Origin of the sequence: Burkholderia sp. HI2714, from assembly GCF_002223085.1 — a bacterium.
In the GTDB taxonomy this organism is placed as follows: domain Bacteria; phylum Pseudomonadota; class Gammaproteobacteria; order Burkholderiales; family Burkholderiaceae; genus Burkholderia; species Burkholderia lata_D.
The window spans coordinates 24,860-43,771 of the sequence record NZ_NKFM01000028.1 but is presented as its reverse complement, the minus strand read 5'-3'; the positions used below and the strand labels follow the sequence as shown (position 1 = coordinate 43,771).

General features: G+C 66.4%; 19 protein-coding genes and 1 tRNA gene. 8 read left to right on the top strand and 12 right to left on the bottom strand.

Annotated features, from left to right (window positions below):
- Positions 1 to 300: 300 nt before the first annotated feature.
- Positions 301 to 1,236 (bottom strand): RNA polymerase sigma factor RpoH, encoded by a 936-nt coding sequence (gene rpoH / locus CFB82_RS15745; protein ID WP_069248906.1) that lies wholly within the window; start codon positions 1,234 to 1,236, stop codon positions 301 to 303.
- 359 nt (positions 1,237 to 1,595) lie between these two features.
- On the opposite strand from rpoH, the gene pagL reads away from it, so the two are divergent.
- Positions 1,596 to 2,165: a lipid A 3-O-deacylase PagL gene (gene pagL, locus CFB82_RS15740; protein ID WP_069248905.1), complete on the top strand. Its 570-nt coding sequence runs from the start codon at positions 1,596 to 1,598 to the stop codon at positions 2,163 to 2,165.
- 45 nt (positions 2,166 to 2,210) lie between these two features.
- The gene (locus CFB82_RS15735) at positions 2,211 to 2,594 is read left to right on the top strand and encodes a nuclear transport factor 2 family protein (RefSeq protein WP_069248904.1); all 384 of its coding nucleotides are present in this window, start codon (positions 2,211 to 2,213) and stop codon (positions 2,592 to 2,594) included.
- A 143-nt stretch (positions 2,595 to 2,737) separates the two neighbouring features.
- On the opposite strand, the gene leuA is transcribed toward CFB82_RS15735, so the two are convergent.
- Positions 2,738 to 4,384, bottom strand: a complete 1,647-nt coding sequence (gene leuA, locus CFB82_RS15730) for a 2-isopropylmalate synthase (protein WP_089484612.1) — start codon at positions 4,382 to 4,384, stop codon at positions 2,738 to 2,740.
- A 380-nt stretch (positions 4,385 to 4,764) separates the two neighbouring features.
- A complete protein-coding gene (gene ybiB / locus CFB82_RS15725) occupies positions 4,765 to 5,739 on the bottom strand; it encodes a DNA-binding protein YbiB (RefSeq protein WP_089484611.1) in 975 nt (324 codons plus the stop codon).
- 193 nt (positions 5,740 to 5,932) lie between these two features.
- Here ybiB and maiA point away from each other — a divergent pair, with 193 nt between their 5' ends.
- Positions 5,933 to 6,577, top strand: coding sequence for a maleylacetoacetate isomerase (gene maiA / locus CFB82_RS15720; RefSeq protein ID WP_089484610.1), 645 nt, complete (start codon positions 5,933 to 5,935; stop codon positions 6,575 to 6,577).
- A gap of 83 nt (positions 6,578 to 6,660) precedes the next feature.
- Here maiA and ftsY read toward each other — a convergent pair whose 3' ends face one another.
- The gene (gene ftsY / locus CFB82_RS15715; protein WP_089473584.1) at positions 6,661 to 7,815 is read right to left on the bottom strand and encodes a signal recognition particle-docking protein FtsY; all 1,155 of its coding nucleotides are present in this window, start codon (positions 7,813 to 7,815) and stop codon (positions 6,661 to 6,663) included.
- Between the two features lie 215 nt (positions 7,816 to 8,030).
- Between ftsY and rsmD the strand changes: the two genes are divergently transcribed.
- The 3 genes from rsmD (at position 8,031) to CFB82_RS15700 (ending at position 9,580) form a co-directional block, all read left to right on the top strand.
- Positions 8,031 to 8,645: a 16S rRNA (guanine(966)-N(2))-methyltransferase RsmD gene (gene rsmD / locus CFB82_RS15710; RefSeq protein ID WP_089484609.1), complete on the top strand. Its 615-nt coding sequence runs from the start codon at positions 8,031 to 8,033 to the stop codon at positions 8,643 to 8,645.
- 111 nt (positions 8,646 to 8,756) lie between these two features.
- Entirely contained in the window at positions 8,757 to 9,254 is a 498-nt protein-coding gene (gene coaD, locus CFB82_RS15705) for a pantetheine-phosphate adenylyltransferase (protein ID WP_039346084.1), read from the top strand.
- 59 nt (positions 9,255 to 9,313) lie between these two features.
- Positions 9,314 to 9,580 carry a YfhL family 4Fe-4S dicluster ferredoxin gene (locus CFB82_RS15700; protein ID WP_069248899.1) on the top strand — a complete coding sequence of 89 codons (267 nt, stop codon included), beginning with the start codon at positions 9,314 to 9,316 and terminating at the stop codon, positions 9,578 to 9,580.
- A gap of 83 nt (positions 9,581 to 9,663) precedes the next feature.
- Here the strand turns inward: CFB82_RS15700 and hisC are convergent, their stop codons facing one another.
- The 8 genes from hisC to CFB82_RS15660 form a co-directional block, all read right to left on the bottom strand.
- Positions 9,664 to 10,731 (bottom strand): histidinol-phosphate transaminase, encoded by a 1,068-nt coding sequence (gene hisC / locus CFB82_RS15695; protein ID WP_089484608.1) that lies wholly within the window; start codon positions 10,729 to 10,731, stop codon positions 9,664 to 9,666.
- A 115-nt stretch (positions 10,732 to 10,846) separates the two neighbouring features.
- Entirely contained in the window at positions 10,847 to 11,446 is a 600-nt protein-coding gene (gene pth / locus CFB82_RS15690) for an aminoacyl-tRNA hydrolase (protein WP_006477776.1), read from the bottom strand.
- Positions 11,447 to 11,567: 121 nt separating this feature from the next.
- The gene (locus CFB82_RS15685) at positions 11,568 to 12,173 is read right to left on the bottom strand and encodes a 50S ribosomal protein L25/general stress protein Ctc (RefSeq protein WP_085042200.1); all 606 of its coding nucleotides are present in this window, start codon (positions 12,171 to 12,173) and stop codon (positions 11,568 to 11,570) included.
- A gap of 161 nt (positions 12,174 to 12,334) precedes the next feature.
- Positions 12,335 to 13,291 (bottom strand): ribose-phosphate pyrophosphokinase, encoded by a 957-nt coding sequence (locus CFB82_RS15680; RefSeq protein ID WP_069248896.1) that lies wholly within the window; start codon positions 13,289 to 13,291, stop codon positions 12,335 to 12,337.
- 44 nt (positions 13,292 to 13,335) lie between these two features.
- Positions 13,336 to 13,412, bottom strand: a tRNA-Gln gene (locus CFB82_RS15675).
- A 55-nt stretch (positions 13,413 to 13,467) separates the two neighbouring features.
- Complete coding sequence (gene ispE, locus CFB82_RS15670; RefSeq protein ID WP_089484607.1) at positions 13,468 to 14,349, bottom strand: 4-(cytidine 5'-diphospho)-2-C-methyl-D-erythritol kinase; 882 nt, start codon at positions 14,347 to 14,349, stop codon at positions 13,468 to 13,470.
- A 25-nt stretch (positions 14,350 to 14,374) separates the two neighbouring features.
- Positions 14,375 to 14,995, bottom strand: coding sequence for a lipoprotein insertase outer membrane protein LolB (lolB, locus tag CFB82_RS15665; RefSeq protein ID WP_089484606.1), 621 nt, complete (start codon positions 14,993 to 14,995; stop codon positions 14,375 to 14,377).
- Positions 14,995 to 16,818 carry a tetratricopeptide repeat protein gene (locus CFB82_RS15660; RefSeq protein WP_089446446.1) on the bottom strand — a complete coding sequence of 608 codons (1,824 nt, stop codon included), beginning with the start codon at positions 16,816 to 16,818 and terminating at the stop codon, positions 14,995 to 14,997. Before CFB82_RS15660 ends, lolB begins: the two co-directional genes overlap by 1 nt.
- An 86-nt stretch (positions 16,819 to 16,904) precedes the next feature.
- Between CFB82_RS15660 and mutM the strand changes: the two genes are divergently transcribed.
- A complete protein-coding gene (mutM, locus tag CFB82_RS15655; protein WP_089484605.1) occupies positions 16,905 to 17,732 on the top strand; it encodes a bifunctional DNA-formamidopyrimidine glycosylase/DNA-(apurinic or apyrimidinic site) lyase in 828 nt (275 codons plus the stop codon).
- Positions 17,733 to 17,756: 24 nt separating this feature from the next.
- Positions 17,757 to 18,863, top strand: coding sequence for an A/G-specific adenine glycosylase (mutY, locus tag CFB82_RS15650; protein ID WP_089484604.1), 1,107 nt, complete (start codon positions 17,757 to 17,759; stop codon positions 18,861 to 18,863).
- Positions 18,864 to 18,912: the final 49 nt, after the last annotated feature.

The window sequence follows — 18,912 nt, the reverse complement described above, 5'->3', positions numbered from 1 at the left end:
ATGGCACAACAGCAGCAGCCCAAAAAGGTCAGCCTGAAAAACATTCGCAACCTCGCCGCATGGGACACCGCTATGCGCGAGTCCGTTCTGGGCCTTGCCTGACAAGGGCCTTCATGCGGAAGCCCTGGGAAGGGGCCCCCAAACGGCCTATTACCTGACGAATCAGGTCAAATAATCCGCACTGAAACGAGCCGAAAAACGAACGAAGAAGCGAATGAAAAGCAGCGGAAAAGACGGGCGAAAAAAAACCGCTGCCGGTCGGGCAGCGGTTTTTGATGAAGTGCTCTAAATCGCAGCGATTTATGCGTATTCGGCGAGGGCAGTGCGCATCTTTTTCATCGCGCTCGCTTCGATCTGGCGGATGCGTTCCGCCGACACACCGAACTCGGCAGCCAGATCGTGCAGCGTCGAGCCGCCCGAGCCGTCGTCGTCGACGTGCAGCCAGCGCGCCTCGATGATGCGTCGGCTGCGCGCGTCGAGTGCGCCGAGTGCCTGCGCGATGCCGTCCGTCTGCAGCGTGTCGCGCTGACGCGCGGCCAGCACGGCGGTCGGTTCATTGTGCGAGTCGGCCAGATAGGCGATCGGCGCGTACGATTCCTCGCCGTCCTCGACCTGCCCTTCGAGCGCGATGTCGCCGCCCGACAGGCGCGTTTCCATTTCGGTCACGTCTTCGCGCTTGACGTTGAGTTCCTTCGCGAGGCCGTCGATTTCCTCGGGCGTCATCGCCTGCAGGCCCTTCTTGTGGCTGCGCAGGTTGAAGAACAGCTTGCGCTGTGCCTTCGTCGTCGCGACCTTCACCGTGCGCCAGTTGCGCAGGATGTACTCGTGAATCTCGGCCTTGATCCAGTGGATCGCGTACGACACGAGACGCACGTTCTGGGCCGGATCGAAGCGCTTCACGGCCTTCATCAGGCCGATGTTGCCCTCCTGGATCAGGTCGCCGTGCGGCAGGCCGTAGCCGAGATAGTTGCGCGAGATCGACACGACGAGCCGCAGGTGCGACAGCACGAGGCGGCGTGCCGAGTCGAGGTTGTTGCTTTCGCGGAATTCGGTCGCGTACTGGCGTTCCTCTTCCGGCGTCAGCAGCGGAATGCGATTGACAGCCTGGATATACGCGTCGATGTTGCCAAGCTGGCCGGGCAACATCGATTGGGCTGCGAGCGCCAGCGAGCCTGCCGATGCGGCCTTGGCCGGCGTGGGGCTCAGGGTGTTCGGGAGGGTCAGGGCGTTGCTCACTAAAAACTCCTTTGGAATCAGGGACAAACCCCCGGTCTCGGATGAGATTCCGGGAGCCATCTTAGCACTCCCGGAAACCGAGTGCTAATTCCTTAGAGCAAGCGTGGGCATCGGAGTTCCCGCTTTTTCTATCGAGCAAGTCGAGTCGATAGTCTATTCTGCGACAGAGCGGACGAAGCGAAGTTCCGTAAGCCGTTGTTTCTGATGGCAATCAGTAGACGATTTCAATTTTTGTCGTTTCGGAAGGAAGCCATTTCGCTTTGTGATGCCTATCCGAAAAGTCCTTTACCATACCATTCAGTTCGCTCGAGCCGGCCGAAGCGGCGGGCTCCATTCAACCCACAAAGTTGGAGTGTCAGATGAACAATAAGAAGAATCGCCGGCCCCGCAGCCGGCTTGCGCTGCACGCGATGCTGGCGGCGTCCCTCCTGGGCGGATCGGGTGCGGCGTGCGCGGATCGATGGGGGATTCAGGCGGGCGGCGGTTTTTCGGATCGCCGCGGCGTCGACAAGGCCGATCTCGGCGTGGTGTGGGATCCGGGCTGGAACTGGTGGGAAATCGGCGGCTGGCACTTCGCGTTCGTCGTGGAAGGGCACGCCGGCTACTGGCACACGGGCGGCAACGTCCACGGCAACATCGGCGAATTCGGCGTGACGCCGATGTTCCGCTTCATCAAGAGCGCCGGGGAGATCCGCCCGTTCATCGAGGCCGGCGGCGGCGTCAGGCTGCTGACGCACCCGACGATCTCGGATCACTTCTCGTTGGGGACCGCGTTCCAGTTCGCGCCGACGGGGGGCGTGGGCGTGCAGTTCGGCCAACGGCAACAGTATCAGGTCGGCTACCGTTTTGAACATGTGTCTAACGCGGGTATCAAAGAGCCGAATCCTGGTATAAATTTCCACCAGTTCTACTTGCAGTACAACTTCTGATCCGCACGCCCGCGCACGGCGTGCGCGTTGCCGAGGAGTCAGGCGATGGCGAAGGTGGTCGATGCGATCCGCGCGCTTGAGCGCGATCGGTTCCGGGCGATGGTGGACGGGGACGGCGAGGCGCTCGACACGCTTTTGTCGGACAAGGTGTTCTTCGTACACACCAACGGCAAACGCGAAACCAAGCAGCAGTTCATCGACGCCATCGTCGCCGGCCGCCGCCGCTATCGCCAGATCGAAATCCAGTCGCAGGACGTGCTGCCCGTCGGCGATGAAACCTGCGTCGTCACCGGGCGCGCGTTGATCGAGATGGAAACGAACAACGGCGGCCTGGTCTTCCCGATTGCCTATACCTCCGTCCACACCCACCAACAGGGCCGCTGGAGCCTGTTCGCGTGGCAGGCGACGCGGTGCGCGACCGAGACATGAGCGCGCGTGGCGCTCCTTTTCATGTCCCGACCGAAACGGCCTTCTGGGCCGTTTTTTGCTGCCTCGTGCGGCGCGGATCGCGCGGCGCACGGGCGGTCACGCCCCGCTCGCTGACGTTTGAACCCTGAAACGGAACCTGCCGCTCAGGCCGCCGCGCGGCGATCCGCGCAGTGCCAGGCCGAGCGGTTGATCGCGCTGACGACCGCATCGCGCGCGGCGCTCGCCGCGTCGGCGTGCAGGCCGACGCCGTGCCGCAGCGGCGCATCGCCGACCCGGCAGCCGACCGATACCGCGATCCGTCCATCCGCCGTGCGTGCGTATTCGCACGATGCGACGTCGATCGCCGCGCCGGCGGCCGCCGCGAATGCCGCGGCAAAACGTCGCACGGCCTCGTCGGGCGTCGTATCTGCGGCGGGCGCTGCCGCGATCTCGCGGTTCTGCCAGCGTGCGCCGTTGCCGTGTCGCGCGGCAGGCCCGTCGGTGTCGAAGAATTCGCGCGCGAACAGCGCGCAGATCGCGTCGCCCGTCACTTCCTCGCCGGACGCGTCGGCGAGCGTCTGCACCGCATGGCTGAATTCGATCTGCACGCGGCGCGTCGGCGTGAAGCCCATCCCGCGTTCGAGCAGGAACGTCGCGCCGCCCTTGCCGGACTGGCTGTTCACGCGGATCACCGCGTCATAGCTGCGGCCGAGGTCGGCCGGGTCGATCGGCAGGTACGGCACTTCCCAGGCCGCATCGGGGCGCTGCTGCGCGAAGCCCTTGCGGATCGCGTCCTGGTGCGAGCCCGAGAACGCGGTGAACACGAGGTCGCCCGCATACGGATGGCGCGGATGCACGGGAATCTGGTTGCAGCGTTCGACGACGCGGCGCACGGCGTCGATGTCGGAGAAATCGAGGCCCGGATCGATGCCCTGCGTGTAGAGGTTCAACGCGAGCGTGACGAGGTCGACGTTGCCGGTGCGTTCGCCATTGCCGAACAGGCAGCCCTCGATGCGGTCGGCGCCCGCGAGCAGCGCGAGTTCGGCCGCCGCGACCGCGGTGCCGCGATCGTTGTGCGGATGCACGGACAGCACGATGCTGTCGCGATACGCGAGGTTGCGGTCCATCCACTCGATCTGGTCGGCGAACACGTTCGGGCTCGCGGCTTCGACGGTGGCCGGCAGGTTGACGATCATCTTGTGATCGCGGGTCGGACGCCACGTCTGCGCGACCGCGTCGCAGATTTCGCGTGCGAACGTCAGCTCGGTCATGCTGAAGGTTTCCGGCGAGTACTGGAAGGTCCACTGCGTGTCGGGGCGCGCGGCGGCGTGCTCCTTGATGATGCGCGTGCCGTCGATCGCGAGCACCTTCACGTCGGCCTTCGACATCCCGAACACGATGCGGCGGAACGACGGGCACACCGCGTTGTACAGGTGTACGATCGCGCGCGGCACGCCTTCGAGCGCATCGAACGTGCGGGCGATCAGGTCCTCGCGCGCCTGCACGAGCACTTCGATCGTCACGTCGTCGGGAATCCGCTTGTCGTCGATCAGCTTGCGGACGAAATCGAAGTCGGTTTGCGACGCCGACGGAAAACCGACTTCGATCTCCTTGAACCCGATCGCGACCAGCATCTCGAAGAACTCGAGCTTCTGCTCGATGCTCATCGGCTCGATCAGCGACTGGTTGCCGTCGCGCAGGTCGGTGCTCATCCAGACGGGCGCGCGCTCGATGGTGCGCGACGGCCATTTGCGGCCATTGAGGCGGACGGGCTCGAACGGACGGTACTTGTCTTGCGGATTGCGCTGCATCTTCTGGACCTCGGGTCTCAAGTCGCGAGCGAAGACGGGCGGCATGGGCGACGGTTGGCGCTGCCTCGCTCCGCGGCACGTGAACGCGCTGCGGATGCGGATGATCTTCGCGAGTCGGCCGACGGATAGACGGACGAATGCTGACGACTTCGGGTTGTAAAAACTACGAGAGGGGTACTGCGAGGAACTGCTGGGAGGGACCGTGCGGACAGCACACGGCGCTACGAAAGCCTTAGGCTAGTCGTAGCGATAGCGGCCGCGCTAGGCGGCCGGAGGTAATTCGGAGGGTGTTCGGAAAGGAACGCATGAGGGCAACTCTATGCCAGGATGCGCTCGCGTGTCAAATGCCCCGCAAGCGGGGCCGGTTCGCGAGCGTGCCTTCAGCGTGCGATGCGGGCGATCTGCACGATCGTCGCGACCTGCCGGGCGACCGTGTCGGGCACCGGCACTTCGCCGCGCAACACGGCGTCGGTCCACGCGGCCGTCGTGGCCGCGTCGCGCGATTCGGGCAGGGCGACAGCGGGCGCATCGGTCGACGAGCGTTCTGCGTCGATCAGCGTGTCGCACACGCCGTCGTGCAGCCAGTCGACCTGCACCTGGCGCCGCGTGTCGGCAACGGCCTCGCCCTCGGTGCCGCGTGCCAGCAGCGCGCCGCCGAACGCGGCGTCCGGATGATCGCGGAACAATTGCGCCAGGCTGTCGCGGTATGGCGGGTGCGTGTAGTTGACGAGTCGCAGGCCGGCCGGCGCGAACGGCTGCAGGATCTTCACGAGCGTGTGCGTCGAGTTGCGCACGCCAAGCACGCGGCGCATCGACAGCAGGTGTGCGATGCGCGGCGCCAGCACCTCGATCGACGCGAACGCGACGCGGCGCTCGGCGAGCATGTCCTCGATTGCATCGTGCGACGCCGACGGCGCGAGCGACAACGCCGAGAAGATCTCGGCGCTCGTCACGCGGCCCGGATCCTGCTCGACGCCATGCACGAGCACCGGCACGCCTTCGCGTGCGAGCAGCAGCGCGAGCAGCGGCACGAGGTTCGGCTGCTTGCGCGCGCCGTTGTAGCTCGGGATCGACACGGGGCGGAACGCGGCATCCTGCACGTGCACCGGCTCGAACGACGCCTGCGCGGCGGCGAGCATCGCGGCCAGCTCGTCGGCGGATTCGCCCTTCAGCCGATAGGCGATCAGGATCGCGCCGAGTTCGACGTCCGACACGCGCGCGTCGAGCATGGCGCGATAGAGCTCGAACGTGTCCTCGGCGGACAGCGCGCGTGCGCCGTGCGGGCCGCGGCCGATTTCCTTGATGAAGCGGGCGCACGGGAACGGAACGGCGGCGGAAGCGTGGGAAGCGGTCATCGGGGCGTGGGGCGGGCGGCCGGCATCGGGCCGCGCAGTGAGCGGTGAGGAATGCCCCGAGTATCGCATGGGTGCGGCCGCCGCCAAGCGAGGCCGCGCAGCGCGGCGCGCTACACTCTGATTCCCGGCGGTGCGCGCCGGCTGCGCCGCGCCCGTGCCGTCGCCGGCCGAATACGACTACGAGAGACATCCCATGAAGCTCTACAGCTATTTCCGCAGTTCCGCGTCGTACCGCGTGCGGATCGCCCTGAACCTGAAGCAGCTGCCGTTCGACTATGTCCCCGTGCACATGCTGCGCGACGGCGGCGAGCAACTGAAGGACGCGTACCGCGCGCTGAATCCGGATGCGGTCGTGCCGACGCTGACCGACGGCGATGCGACGCTGCAGCAGTCGCTCGCGATCATCGAATATCTCGAGGAAACCCATCCGGAACCGGCGCTGCTGCCGAAGCAGCCGGTCGATCGCGCGTATGTGCGCGCGGTCGCGCTGCAGATCGCGTGCGAAATCCATCCGCTCAACAACCTGCGCGTGCTGAAGTACCTGAAGCACACGCTGAAGGTGCCTGAAGAGGCGAAGAACGCGTGGTACCGGCACTGGATCGAGGGCGGTTTCGAGACGCTCGAGACGCGTCTCGCGAGCGATCCGCGCACCGGCAAGCTGTGCTTCGGCGATACGCCGACGCTTGCCGACGTGTGCCTCGTGCCGCAGGTGTTCAACGCGAACCGCTTCTCGATCGACACGACGCGCTATCCGACGATCCAGCGCATCGTCGACCATGCGTCGACGCTCGATGCGTTCAAGGCTGCCGAGCCCGGCGCGCAGCCCGACGCCGAATGAGCGCGGCGCGCCCGGCCTGCATGACCGGGCGCGCATGAAAAAGGGCGCCCGAAGGCGCCCTGTGCGATGCGTGCCGGCGATGTTCAGCCGAGCAGCGCGTCCGCGAATTCGACCGCGCTGAACGGCTGCAGATCCTCGACCTTCTCGCCGACGCCGATGAAGTAGACCGGCACCGGGCGCTGCCGCGCGATCGCGGCGAGAATCCCGCCCTTCGCGGTGCCGTCGAGCTTCGTGACGATGAGGCCGGTGAGGCCGAGCGCGTCGTCGAATGCCTTCACCTGCGTGAGCGCGTTCTGGCCGGTGTTCGCGTCGATCACCAGCAGCACTTCGTGCGGCGCGCCGTCGTGTGCCTTCGAGATCACGCGCTTCACCTTCTTCAGCTCTTCCATCAGGTGGAGCTGCGTCGGCAGGCGGCCGGCCGTGTCGGCCATCATCACGTCGATCTTGCGCGCGCGCGCGGCGCTGACCGCGTCGAAGATCACCGCGGCCGGATCGCCGCTTTCCTGCTGCACGACCGTCACGTTGTTGCGCTCGCCCCAGACCGCCAGCTGTTCGCGCGCGGCCGCGCGGAACGTGTCGCCCGCGGCCAGCAGCACCGACTGGTCGAAGCTCTGCAGGTGCTTCGCGAGCTTGCCGATGCTGGTCGTCTTGCCCGCACCGTTCACGCCGGTGATCATCATCACGAGCGGCTGCGCGCGGCCGAGCATCAGCGATTTCTCGAGCGGCGTCAGCAGCTCGACGAGCAGGTCGTGCAGCGCGGATTTCACCTGCTGCGGGTCGGTCAGGCGGCCCGTGCGCACCTTTTCGCGCAGCGCGCCGAGCAGGTACTCGGTCGCATCGACGCCCGCGTCGGACATCAGCAGCGCGGTTTCGAGCTCCTCGTACAGATCCTCGTCGATCTTCGTGTTGACGAACACGCCGGTGATGCTCGAGCCCGTCTTGGCGAGCCCCGTTTTCAGGCGCGCGAGCCACGATTTCTTCGCGGTGGCGTCCTGCAGCGGCGGCGGGACGATTTCGACCGTCTCGACGACTTCGTCGCGGCCGTCGTTGGTCGGCGTGACCGTCATCACGACGGCCGGCGCGGCCGGTTGCGCGGGCGCTTGCGGCACGTCGGCCGCGGGCGGGGCCTCGACCGCGGGCGCTTCGGACGGTTCGTCCGTTTGCTGCGCGTCGGCCGATTGCGATTCCGCCGGATCGGGCTCCTGCGTTTTCTTGAATCGTTTGAAGAAGCTGAACATGGTCTGACGTCGGGAAGAGGGCGGGCCGCCGCCAGGGGCGGGCACCGGACGGGCCGTTCTGCGTTCGCGCGGGCGCGGCGCACGGCGGCCGAAACCGTGCATTTTATCAGTGCGGCGTGGCGCTCGCGCCAGTGCGCGTCGCCGCTGTGGTAACGTGCGCCTGTTTAGCGGTGCGCCCCCGCGCGCGCCCGGTCCCTCCGTCGTCGATATTCCGTATGTCCCGTTCCTCTCCCGGCCGCCCGGCGGCCCCTTCCGGCCGCGGCAAGCCGCACACGATCCGCATCATCGGCGGTGACTGGAAACGCACGCCGCTCGCGGTGCTCGATCTCGACGGCCTGCGGCCGACGCCCGATCGCGTGCGCGAGACGCTGTTCAACTGGCTCGGCCAGGATCTCGAAGGCCGGCGTTGCCTCGACCTGTTCGCAGGTACCGGCGCACTCGGTTTCGAGGCCGCGTCGCGCGGCGCGACGAGCGTCGTGATGGTCGAGCGCCATCCGCGCGCGGCGCAGCAGCTGCGTGCGATCAAGGACAAGCTCGGCGCGCGTGCGGTCGAGGTCGCGGAGGCGGACGCGCTGCGGCTCGCGGCCGGGCTCACGCCGGGCGCGTTCGACGTCGTGTTTCTCGATCCGCCGTTCGACGATCAGGCCGCGCTCGAGCGCGCGATTGCGCTGGCGGTGCCGCTCGTCGCGGCGGGCGGCGCGCTGTACGTCGAGACGGGGGCGGAGCTCGATCCGGCCGCGCACGAAGCGCTCGCCGGCTGGGAGGTCGTGAAGCACGGCAAGGCCGGTGCGGTTCACTATCATTTGCTGCGGCGCGAAAATGATGAATAATGCGCGTTCCATACGAGGCGGCGCGCCGCAAAGGCGACGCATGCCCATCTCGGCAGCGGCGTGCGCATCGCACGGCTGCCATCCCGTTTGCGTGATGACAGGAGGAGCGACATGGTAGTCGCCGTGTATCCCGGTACGTTCGATCCGCTGACGCGCGGGCACGAAGACCTCGTGCGGCGTGCGTCGAGCATTTTTGATACGCTGGTGGTCGGTGTGGCCGACAGCCGCGCGAAAAAGCCGTTCTTCTCGCTCGAGGAACGTCTGACGATTGCGAACGAGGTGCTCGGCCATTATCCGAACGTGAAGGTGATGAGTTTCACCGGCCTCCTGAAGGATTTCGTCCGCACCAACAATGCGCGCGTGATCGTGCGCGGCCTGCGCGCCGTGTCCGATTTCGAATATGAGTTCCAGATGGCGGGGATGAACCGCTACCTGCTGCCCGACGTCGAGACGATGTTCATGACGCCGTCCGATCAGTACCAGTTCATCTCGGGGACGATCGTGCGCGAAATCGCGCAGTTGGGCGGCGATGTCAGCAAGTTCGTGTTCCCGTCCGTCGAGAAGTGGCTGACCGAGAAAGTCGCTGCGATAGGAGGCCCTGCCGCGTGATGCGGCGGCGGCCGGTTTCGTTGCGAAGCCGGCCACCGGCCTGAAGAAGTGAGATCAGTATGGCTTTGATGATTACCGACGAGTGCATCAATTGCGACGTGTGCGAGCCCGAGTGCCCGAACGGCGCGATTTCGATGGGCCCGGACATCTACGTGATCGACCCGAACAAGTGCACCGAGTGCGTCGGCCATTTCGACGAACCGCAGTGCCAGCAGGTGTGTCCGGTCGAATGCATTCCGCGCGATCCGCAGCATGACGAATCGCACGCGCAATTGATGGAGAAGTATCACGCGTTGACCGCCGAAAAGGGCGACGACGCGTCGTGACCCAGCGGTGACGCGCGCGCTCGAGTCCTTCGGCACGCCCGTCACGCATCCGGATCGGTGCCGCCCGGCGCCGGTTCTTCCGTTCAGGCCAGCAGCTCGCGCAACGCCGCGACGAGCGCATCGCATTCGGCGTCGGTGCCGACGGTGATGCGCAGGTGCTGGTCGATCCGCGGCAGCCGGAAGTGCCGCACGAAAATCTCCCGTTCCTTCAGTTTCGCCGCAATCGCACCCGCGTCGTGCGAGGGATGGCGCGCGAACACGAAATTCGCGGCCGACGGCACGATGTCGAAGCCGAGCGCGTCCAGCGCATGCGTCAGACGCGTCCGGCTGTCGATCACGCGCCGGCAGGTTGCGTTGAAATAGTCGATGTCTTCATATGCGGCCTGCGCGGCAACTTGCGCGAGCCGGTCGAGCGGGTACGAGTTGAAGCTGTCCTTCACACGGTTCAGCGCGTCGATCAGCGCGGCATCGCCGAACGCGAAGCCGACGCGCATGCCCGCGAGCGAGCGCGCCTTCGACGTCGTGTGGACGACGAGCAGGTTCGGGTAGCGGTCGATGAGCGTAATCGCGGACTGCGCGCCGAAGTCGACATACGCCTCGTCGATCACGACGACCGACGACGGATTCGCGGCTGCGATCCGCTCGACGTCAGCAAGCGGCAGCGCGCGCCCGGTCGGTGCGTTCGGGTTCGGAAACAGTACGCCGCCGGCATCGTCGAGATAGTCGTCGACGCGGATCGAGAAGTCGTCCGCGAGCGGCACGATCGACGTCTGGACGCCGTACAGGCGCGCATAGGTCGGATAGAAGCTGTACGTGATGTCGGGGAAGCGCAGCGGCCGGTCGTGCTTGAGCAGCGCCTGGAACGTGTGCGCGAGCACCTCGTCGGAGCCGTTGCCGACGAACACCTGCTCGGGCTTGATGCGGTGATGCGCCGCGACCGCTTCGCGCAGCGCGCGCGCAACCGGGTCGGGATAGCGGCGCAGCGTGTCGCCGGTCTCGCCGAGTTCGCGCGCGATTGCCGCGACGACGCGCGGCGACGGCGGATAGGGATTCTCGTTGGTGTTCAGCTTGACGGGGTGTGCGAGCGCGGGCTGCTCGCCCGGCACGTAAGGCACGAGTTGCTGAACGATGTCGCTCCAGTAACGGCTCACCGCTTGGCTCCTGTCGGGCAAAGCGACCAGATTACCGCATGTGCGCGCAGGGTGGGGCGGGCGGGGCCGCCCGGTGGCGCCGGACGGCTCGATGCACCGGAGCGGTGCGATGCGGTCAGTTGCGATGCAGCTGCATCGTCGCGCGGTCGAGTTCGCCCTTGACGACCATCGGCATCACGGCGAGCGCGCGTTCGATCGACGCGTCGATCACGTCCTGTTCCTCGCGGCGCGGCGGTTTCAGCACGAAGTTCGCGACATCGGGCTTCGCGCCGGCGCGCGCACTTTCCGGAATCAGGTCGCGCGGATGGCCGATGCCGATCCGCAGCCGCCAGTACTGCTGCGACGACAGGTGTGCGGTGATGTCCTTCAGGCCGTTGTGGCCGCCGCTGCCGCCGCCGAGCTTCAGCTTCACGGTGCCGGGCGGCAGGTCGAGCTCGTCGTGCGCGACGAGGATCTGGTCGGGCAGGATCTTGAAGAATTGCGCGAGCGCGACGACCGACTGGCCGGAACGGTTCATGTAGGTTTGCGGCTCGAGCAGATGGACTTCCTCGCCGTGCAGGCGCGCTTTCGCGTAGAAGCCGTGGAAGCGGCGCTCGTCGCGCAGCGTCGTGCCGGCTTCGCGGGCGAGCTGGTCGATCAGCCAGAAGCCGGCGTTGTGGCGCGTCGCGGTGTATTCCGCCCCGGGATTGCCGAGGCCGACGATCAGTTTGATCATGACGTTTCGAAGGCGGCAACGGCCGCCTGGGCGCAGAAAAAGAAAAACCCGCCGGGCAAGCCGCGGCGGGTTGCGTCGACCGTTTCGTGAAACGGATCGATGGGGCGCGTTGGCAGCCCGCTTAGGCAGCCGGCGTTTCGCCTTCTGCTGCGTCCGACACGGCACCAGCCGGGACCGTCGCCGATGCGACAACCGGGTTTTCCGCGTCGATGTGTGCGACCAGCGCGACGCCCTTCGGCAGCGTGATGTCCTTCGCGTGCAGCGATTGACCGGCTTCGATCTTCGACAGGTCGACTTCGAGGAACTCCGGCAGGTCAGCCGGCAGGCACTCGATTTCGATTTCCGTCGCGACGTGCGAAACGATCGCGCTCGACAGCTTCACGGCCGGGCTGATTTCAGCGTTCAGGAAGTGCAGCGGAGCCTTCGTGTGCAGCTTCTTCTTCGCGTCAACGCGTTGGAAGTCCACGTGCAGCACCAGTTGCTTGAACGGGTGGTATTGCACGTCGCGCAGCAGAACCTGTTGCGACTGGCCAGCCACTTCGAGGTCGAGGATCGACGAGTGGAAAGCTTCCTTCTTCAGGGCGTGCCACAGGGCGTTGTGATCGAGTTCGATCTTTTGCGGGGCTGCTTCGCCACCGTAAACGATACCCGTGGTCTTACCAGCGTTGCGCAGGCGGCGGCTCGCACCCGTACCTTGCTCTTGGCGCTCGAAAGCGACGACTTTCATGTGATTCTCCAATAGCTGCCCGCGACCAGGCAGTAAAACGGGGCCGTCAGACTGCGGCCCCCGATGAAACGGACAGGGTTTCGTCTATCCCGTCCGATTGTGCAAAAAGCGAAGCGTTGCCGCTTCGCTTTCTGCGCATGCTTTGTTCAGTCGATTCGCGATCAGGATTCCGCGAACAGCGACATCACCGAGTCGCCGCGACGGATCCGCGAGAACGTTTCGGCCAGCAGGCTCGCGCTGGTCAGCGAACGGATCTTCGAGCAGCCGAGCGATTCGGCGGACAGCGGGATCGTGTCGGTGACAACCAGCTCGTCGAGCGCCGATGCGGCGATGCGATCAGCTGCGCCGCCCGACAGCACCGGGTGCGTCGCGTAGGCGAAGACCTGCTTCGCGCCGCGCTCTTTCAGCACTTGTGCGGCCTTGCAGAGCGTGCCTGCCGTATCGACCATGTCGTCCATGATCACGCAGGTGCGACCTTCGACTTCACCGATGATGTTCATCACTTCGGAGACGTTCGCCTTCGGGCGACGCTTGTCGATGATCGCGAGATCGCAGTTGAGCTGCTTCGCGAGTGCCCGAGCACGCACCACGCCGCCGACGTCCGGCGACACGACGAGCAGATCCGGGTAGTTCTGCTTGCGCAGGTCACCCAGCAGGATCGGCGTTGCGTAGATGTTGTCGACCGGGATGTCGAAGAAGCCTTGGATCTGGTCGGCGTGCAGATCCATCGTGATGATCCGCTCGACGCCGGCGATTTCCAGCATGTTCGCGACGACCTTCGCCGAGATCGCGACGCGCGCCGAACGCGGGCGGCGATCCTGACGGGCGTAACCGAAGTAGGGGATGGCTGCAGTGATCCGGCCGGCGGATGCGCGCTTGAGCGCATCGACCATGATCATCAGTTCCATCAGGTTGTCGTTCGCCGGTGCGCACGTGGATTGCAGGACGAAGACGTCCTTGCCACGCACGTTTTCCTGGATCTCGACCTGGATCTCGCCGTCGGAGAAACGGCTGACCATTGCTTTGCCGAGGGGAATTCCAAGGATATTGACGACTTCCTGGGCGAGCGCGGGATTCGCGTTGCCAGTAAAAACCATCAGGCCGTCATGGCTGCTCATCGTGCACCTGCTTCGGGCTTAGGCGGGAAATGCGGGAAAATTTTTGGCAGGGGAGGAAGGACTCGAACCCTCGCATGCCGGAATCAAAATCCGGTGCCTTGACCAACTTGGCGACTCCCCTACACTTAACTGATAACTTCACCGAACTTGTGTAGGCCGTTCGGCAAAGTAAAACTTCATGACGCGAAAGCGAAGAGCGGATGCTCGTTCAGGCTCTCGGCAACTGCACCGTTCCAACCGGTGGGCAGCTTGGCTTGCGCCGCTTCTGCCTCATGCTTGCTGCGAAACGCTGCAAACACGCTTGCTCCGGAGCCGGTCATCCTCGCGGGGGTCACATCATACAACCATTTGACCACCTGCGCAACTTCCGCGTACTTACTTGTCACAACTTGCTGCATATCGTTCCGACCGAAACTATCCGGCCATCCCGCGTCGCTGCTTTGCTGTGCAAGAAAGTCCGTAATTGTGACGCGCTTCGAATCTCTTGTCAACAACTCATCTGAAAATATTTCAGCGGTTGGGACGTGAACGCGGGGCGTTACAACCAAGAACCAGCGAGTCGGCAATTGTACCTCAGCTAATTCTTCTCCGATACCCTCTGCGAACGCATTTTTTCCAAAAATAAAAAACGGGACGTCTGCGCCGAGTTTTACCGCGAGCGACTGGAGCTCGGCGCGCGGCAGGTCGAGTTGCCACAGGCGGTTCAGCGCGAGCAGCGTCGTCGCCGCGTCGGAGCTGCCGCCGCCGAGGCCGGCCCCCATCGGCAGGCACTTGTCGATCTCGATGTCGACACCGTGCACGGTGCCCGTATGCGCTTTCAGCAGGTTGGCTGCGCGCACGACGAGATCGCTTTCCTCGGGCACGCCGGGTACGTCGGTCACGCGCGCGACGCGGCCGTCATCGCGCAGCGTGAAGTGTAGCGTGTCGCCCCAGTTCAGCAACTGGAACACGCTCTGCAGATCGTGATAGCCGTTCGGACGGCGGCCGGTGATGTGCAGGAACAGGTTGAGTTTCGCGGGCGCAAGGCAGTTGCGCAGCGAGCGGGTCGAATCGGTCATGCGTATGTCTGGGCTGGGCGGGTGCTCACTGATCGAGCACGAGCTTGATGTCGAGCGGCGGTGTCGCGCGCACGAGGTTGACGCGTTTGACGCCCGTGGCCGGGGCATCCGCGTAGGCAAGGTAGTCGATCGTCCAGCCGTCCTGGCGGATCTGCTTGACGCGCGTACCGTCGGCCGGATCGCGCTCCGTCTGCGCAGGCGTGGCGGGCGCGGCGGTCGGCAGCAGCCAGTAGCGCAGGCCCGCGAGCGGCAGTTCGAAGCCGAGCGTCTTCTGCATCAGGTCGCCGACGTCGGGCGCATATTGGGTCGGGCGGTTCGGCAATTCGAGCGACGCTGCGCGCGGCGTCGACTTCACGACCGCGAGCGTCTGGCCGAGCGGGCTGCGCAGTTCGAGCGACACGTCGTCGCCGTGCTCCTGCCAGTCGAAGTTGCCGTACACGTTCTGCGGATTGCCGAGACGGTCGTCGTACCGCACCGCGAAGCGGCCATGGTAAGCGTGCGTCGCGGCGGTCTGCAGCGCCGCGCCGGTCGGCGCGCTGGCCGACGGCGGCGTGCTCGCGCAGCCGGCGAGCACGAGTGCCGCGCCGGCTGCGGCCAGCGTGCGCTGCGCGCGGAAGGACAGGGAAAACGTCGGGAACATCTGCATCAGAGACCGTTGATCTGGAGGCGTTTCAGCGTCTGCACGAGCGTGTCGTTGTCCGGCTCGAGCTTCTGCGCGTCACGCCATGCGGAACGCGCATCGTCCTGCGCGCCGCTCTTCCACAGCACTTCGCCGAGATGCGCGCCGATCTCGGCGTTCGGCTGCAGTTCGTACGCGCGCCGCAGCACCTTCGCCGCGCCGGCCGTATCGCCCATCCGGTACTTCACCCAGCCGAGGCTGTCCATGATGTACGCGTCGTTCGGCGCGAGCGTCATCGCCTTGTCGATCAGCTTGCTGGCTTCGGGGAGCCGCTGGTTGCGGTCGGCGAGCGAGTAGCCGAGTGCGTTGTACGCCTGCGGATTGTCGGGCTGCGTGCGGATCAGCTCGCGCAGCTGCTTTTCCATCGTCGTGTAGTGGCCGGTCTTTTCGGCCGCCATCGCGTAGTCGTAGCGCAGGTCGGGATCGTCGGGGAAGTCCTGGACCGCCTGCCCGAGCCGTGCCTCGGCCTCCGGATAGCGCTTCGCGGTGAACAGGATCGACGCGTCGGTGCGGGCGACCACGGCCGCATCGCGCGGATCCGTGATCGGCAGGTCGTCGAGCACCTTGCGCGCCTCGTCGGTCTTGCCCTGTTTCTGCAGCAGCTGCGCGCGCGTGATCTGCGCGGGGAGGTAGTGCTGGCTCGTCTGGTCGACCTTGTCGAGCCATTGCGACGCCTGCGCGTCGTTGTTCTGGTCGATCGCGATCTGCGCGAGGTAGATGTAGCCCTGCCCGACGTCGAGGTTCGGCTGCTTGTCGCCGAGCTGGACGTACTGCTTCAGGAAGACCGTCGCTTCGTCGAGCTTCTTCTGCTGGATCTTGATCAGCGCGAGCGCCATCAGCGGCGTCGGATCCTTCGCGTCGAGCTTGCGCATCGTCTCGAACTGCTTCTGCGCGTCGTCGAGGCGATCGTCGGCGAGATAGAGCTGCGACAGCGCGAGCCGCGCATCGCGCGACTTCGGATTCTGCTGAACATACTTCTCGAACGATACGATGCCCGCCGCGCGTTCCGCCGGCCCCATCTGCGACAGCATCAAGGCTGCCGGCAGGTAGTCGGGGCGGAGTTGCAGCGCCTGCTTCAGCGATTGCGCGGCGCCGTCCTTGTCGTCGACCGCGAGCTGCTGGCGCGCGATCGCGAGCTGGGCTTCGGGCCGGTTCAGGTCGTTCTTCAGCATGTCCTTCAGCACCGCGAGGCCGCCGACGCGGTCGGAGCCGCGCACGAGCAGCGCCTGCAGCGCGAGGATCGCCGGGCCGCGCGTCTCGCCGGTCGCCCGGGCCAGCTCGCGCGCGAGCATCGGCTGCGCGTCGGCCGGCTTGCCGGCGAGCACCAGCAGCGCGGCATCGACCTGCGATGCGCGATTCGAATCGGGTGCGTACTGGCGCCACAGGTTCGCGGCGGACAGCGCGTCGGCCGGGCTCTGCGCGCCGAGTGCGATCTCGGTCGCGCGCTGCGCCATGCGCGGATCGCGCGTGTCGCGGGCGAGCGCGAGGTAGGTCTGGTAGGCCGGCGCGGGCTGGTTACGCTGCAGCGCGACCTCGGCGGCGAGCACCTGGTAGACGATCTGGCTCGTCAGCGGAACACCGGGGAGATCTTTTTTCTCGTCCGGCATCACATGCTCGAACGCGCCCTGCGACTCCGCGTCGTCCGATGCCGGATCCTGCGCGTGGGCCGGGAAGGCGGTGAGGGTCCAGGCGGCAAACAGCGCGGCACCGAGTGCACGGCGGACCGGGAAGGCGCGCGCGCCGCGCACGGCGGCGGGGCGCTTCTGAAGCAGCTTCGAGGGCAGAGTCATGGAAATCCGTTCGATGTTTCAACCGATTGTAACGCGCTCGCTACAATACACGCACGATCGTGAATCCAGTCTCAGACCCGCAAACAATGCCAGAGTTGCCAGAAGTCGAAGTCACGCGCCGGGGCATCGAGCCCTTTGTCGCGGGCCGCCGCGTCGAGCGTGTCGACGTCCGTACCGAGATGCTGCGCTGGCCCGTGCCGGCCGGGCTTGCCGAGCAGTTGCGCGCGCGCGAGGTGCTCGCCGTCGAGCGTCGCGGCAAGTATCTGCTGTTCGAGGTCGACGCGGGCTGGTTCATCGTCCACCTCGGCATGACGGGCACGCTGCGCGTGCTGCCCGCGGCCGGCGTGCCGGTCGCCGCGAAGCATGACCACATCGACTGGATCTTCGACGAATTCGTGCTGCGGTTCCGCGATCCGCGCCGCTTCGGCGCGGTGCTGTGGCACCCGCGCGAAGCGGGCGACGTGCATGTGCATCCGCTCCTCGCGAGCCTCGGCGTCGAGCCGTTCTCGCCGGCGTTCACCGGCGCGCTGCTGTACGCGCGTACGCGCGGGCGCACCGTGTCGGTCAAGCAGGCGCTGCTCGCGGGCGACATGGTCGTCGGCGTCGGCAACATCTATGCGTCGGAGAGCCTGTTTCGCGCCGGCATCCGGCCGACGACGGCCGCCGGCAAGGTGTCGCTGCCGCGCTACGAGCGGCTGGCCGACGCCGTGCGCGCGACGCTAGCCGACGCGATCGAGCGCGGCGGCAGCACATTGCGCGATTTTGTCGGCAGCAACGGCGAAAGCGGCTATTTCCAGCTCGACTGCTTCGTCTACGACCGCGCGGGCCAGCCATGCCGCGTATGCAACACGCCGATCCGCCAGATCGTGCAGGGTCAGCGGTCGACCTATTTCTGCCCGACCTGCCAGCGTTGAAACCTTTTTCCACGATTAGATAACTTGAAGCCGCCCCGCATCGCCCCCGCTCCGTTCCCCGTCACGCCGCTGCATCGCTCGTTCGCCACGCGCCTGGTCGCGTGGCAGCGCGAGCATGGCCGCCACGACCTGCCGTGGCAAAACACCCGTGATCCGTACCGGATCTGGCTGTCGGAAATCATGCTGCAGCAGACGCAGGTATCGACCGTCATCCCGTATTACACGCGCTTTCTCGAACGCTACCCCGACGTCGCCGCGCTCGCGGCCGCGCCGACCGACGACGTGATGGCGCTCTGGGCGGGGCTCGGCTACTACTCGCGCGCGCGCAACCTGCATCGCTGCGCGCAGGTCATCGTCGCCGAGCATGGCGGGGCATTTCCGGCGACGCCTGACGCGCTGGCCGAACTGCCGGGCATCGGCCGGTCGACGGCCGCGGCGATCGCATCGTTCGCGTACGGCGCGCGCGCGACGATCCTCGACGGCAACGTGAAGCGCGTGCTTGCGCGGGTGTTCGGCGTCGAAGGCTTCCCGGGCGAGAAGCGCGTCGAGAATGACATGTGGGCGCTCGCCGAATCGCTGTTGCCCGACGCCGCGAACGCGGCCGACGTGAGTGCGTATACGCAGGGCCTGATGGATCTCGGCGCGACGCTGTGCGTACGCGGCAAGCCCGATTGCGCACGCTGCCCGTTCGCGGGCGACTGCGTCGCGCAATCGACGGGCCGCCAGCGCGAACTGCCGGCCGCGCGGCCGAAGAAGGCCGTGCCGACCCGCAAGACCTGGATGCTCGTGCTGCGCGACGGTGACGCCGTGCTGCTCGAGCGGCGGCCGCCGACCGGCATCTGGGGCGGGCTGTGGAGCCTGCCGCAAGCGGACGGCGACGCCGCGCTCGCGGAACTCGCACGCGGCTTCGGCGGCGGTGGCACGGTGCCGCTCGCGCCGCTCACACACACGTTCACGCATTTCCGGCTCGAGATCGAGCCGCGGCTGAGCGACATGGCCGACGGTGGCGGCCTGCCTTCGGGCGCGCGGGACGCGGACACCGCCTGGGTGCCGCTGAGCCGGCTCGACGCGTATGGCGTGCCGGCGCCCGTGCGCAAGCTGCTCGATGCGCTGAGCGGGCCGCTGCTGTAAAGGAGGGGAGGGGCGCGGCGCATGCCGCGTTTTCCGGGAAACGTCGGAC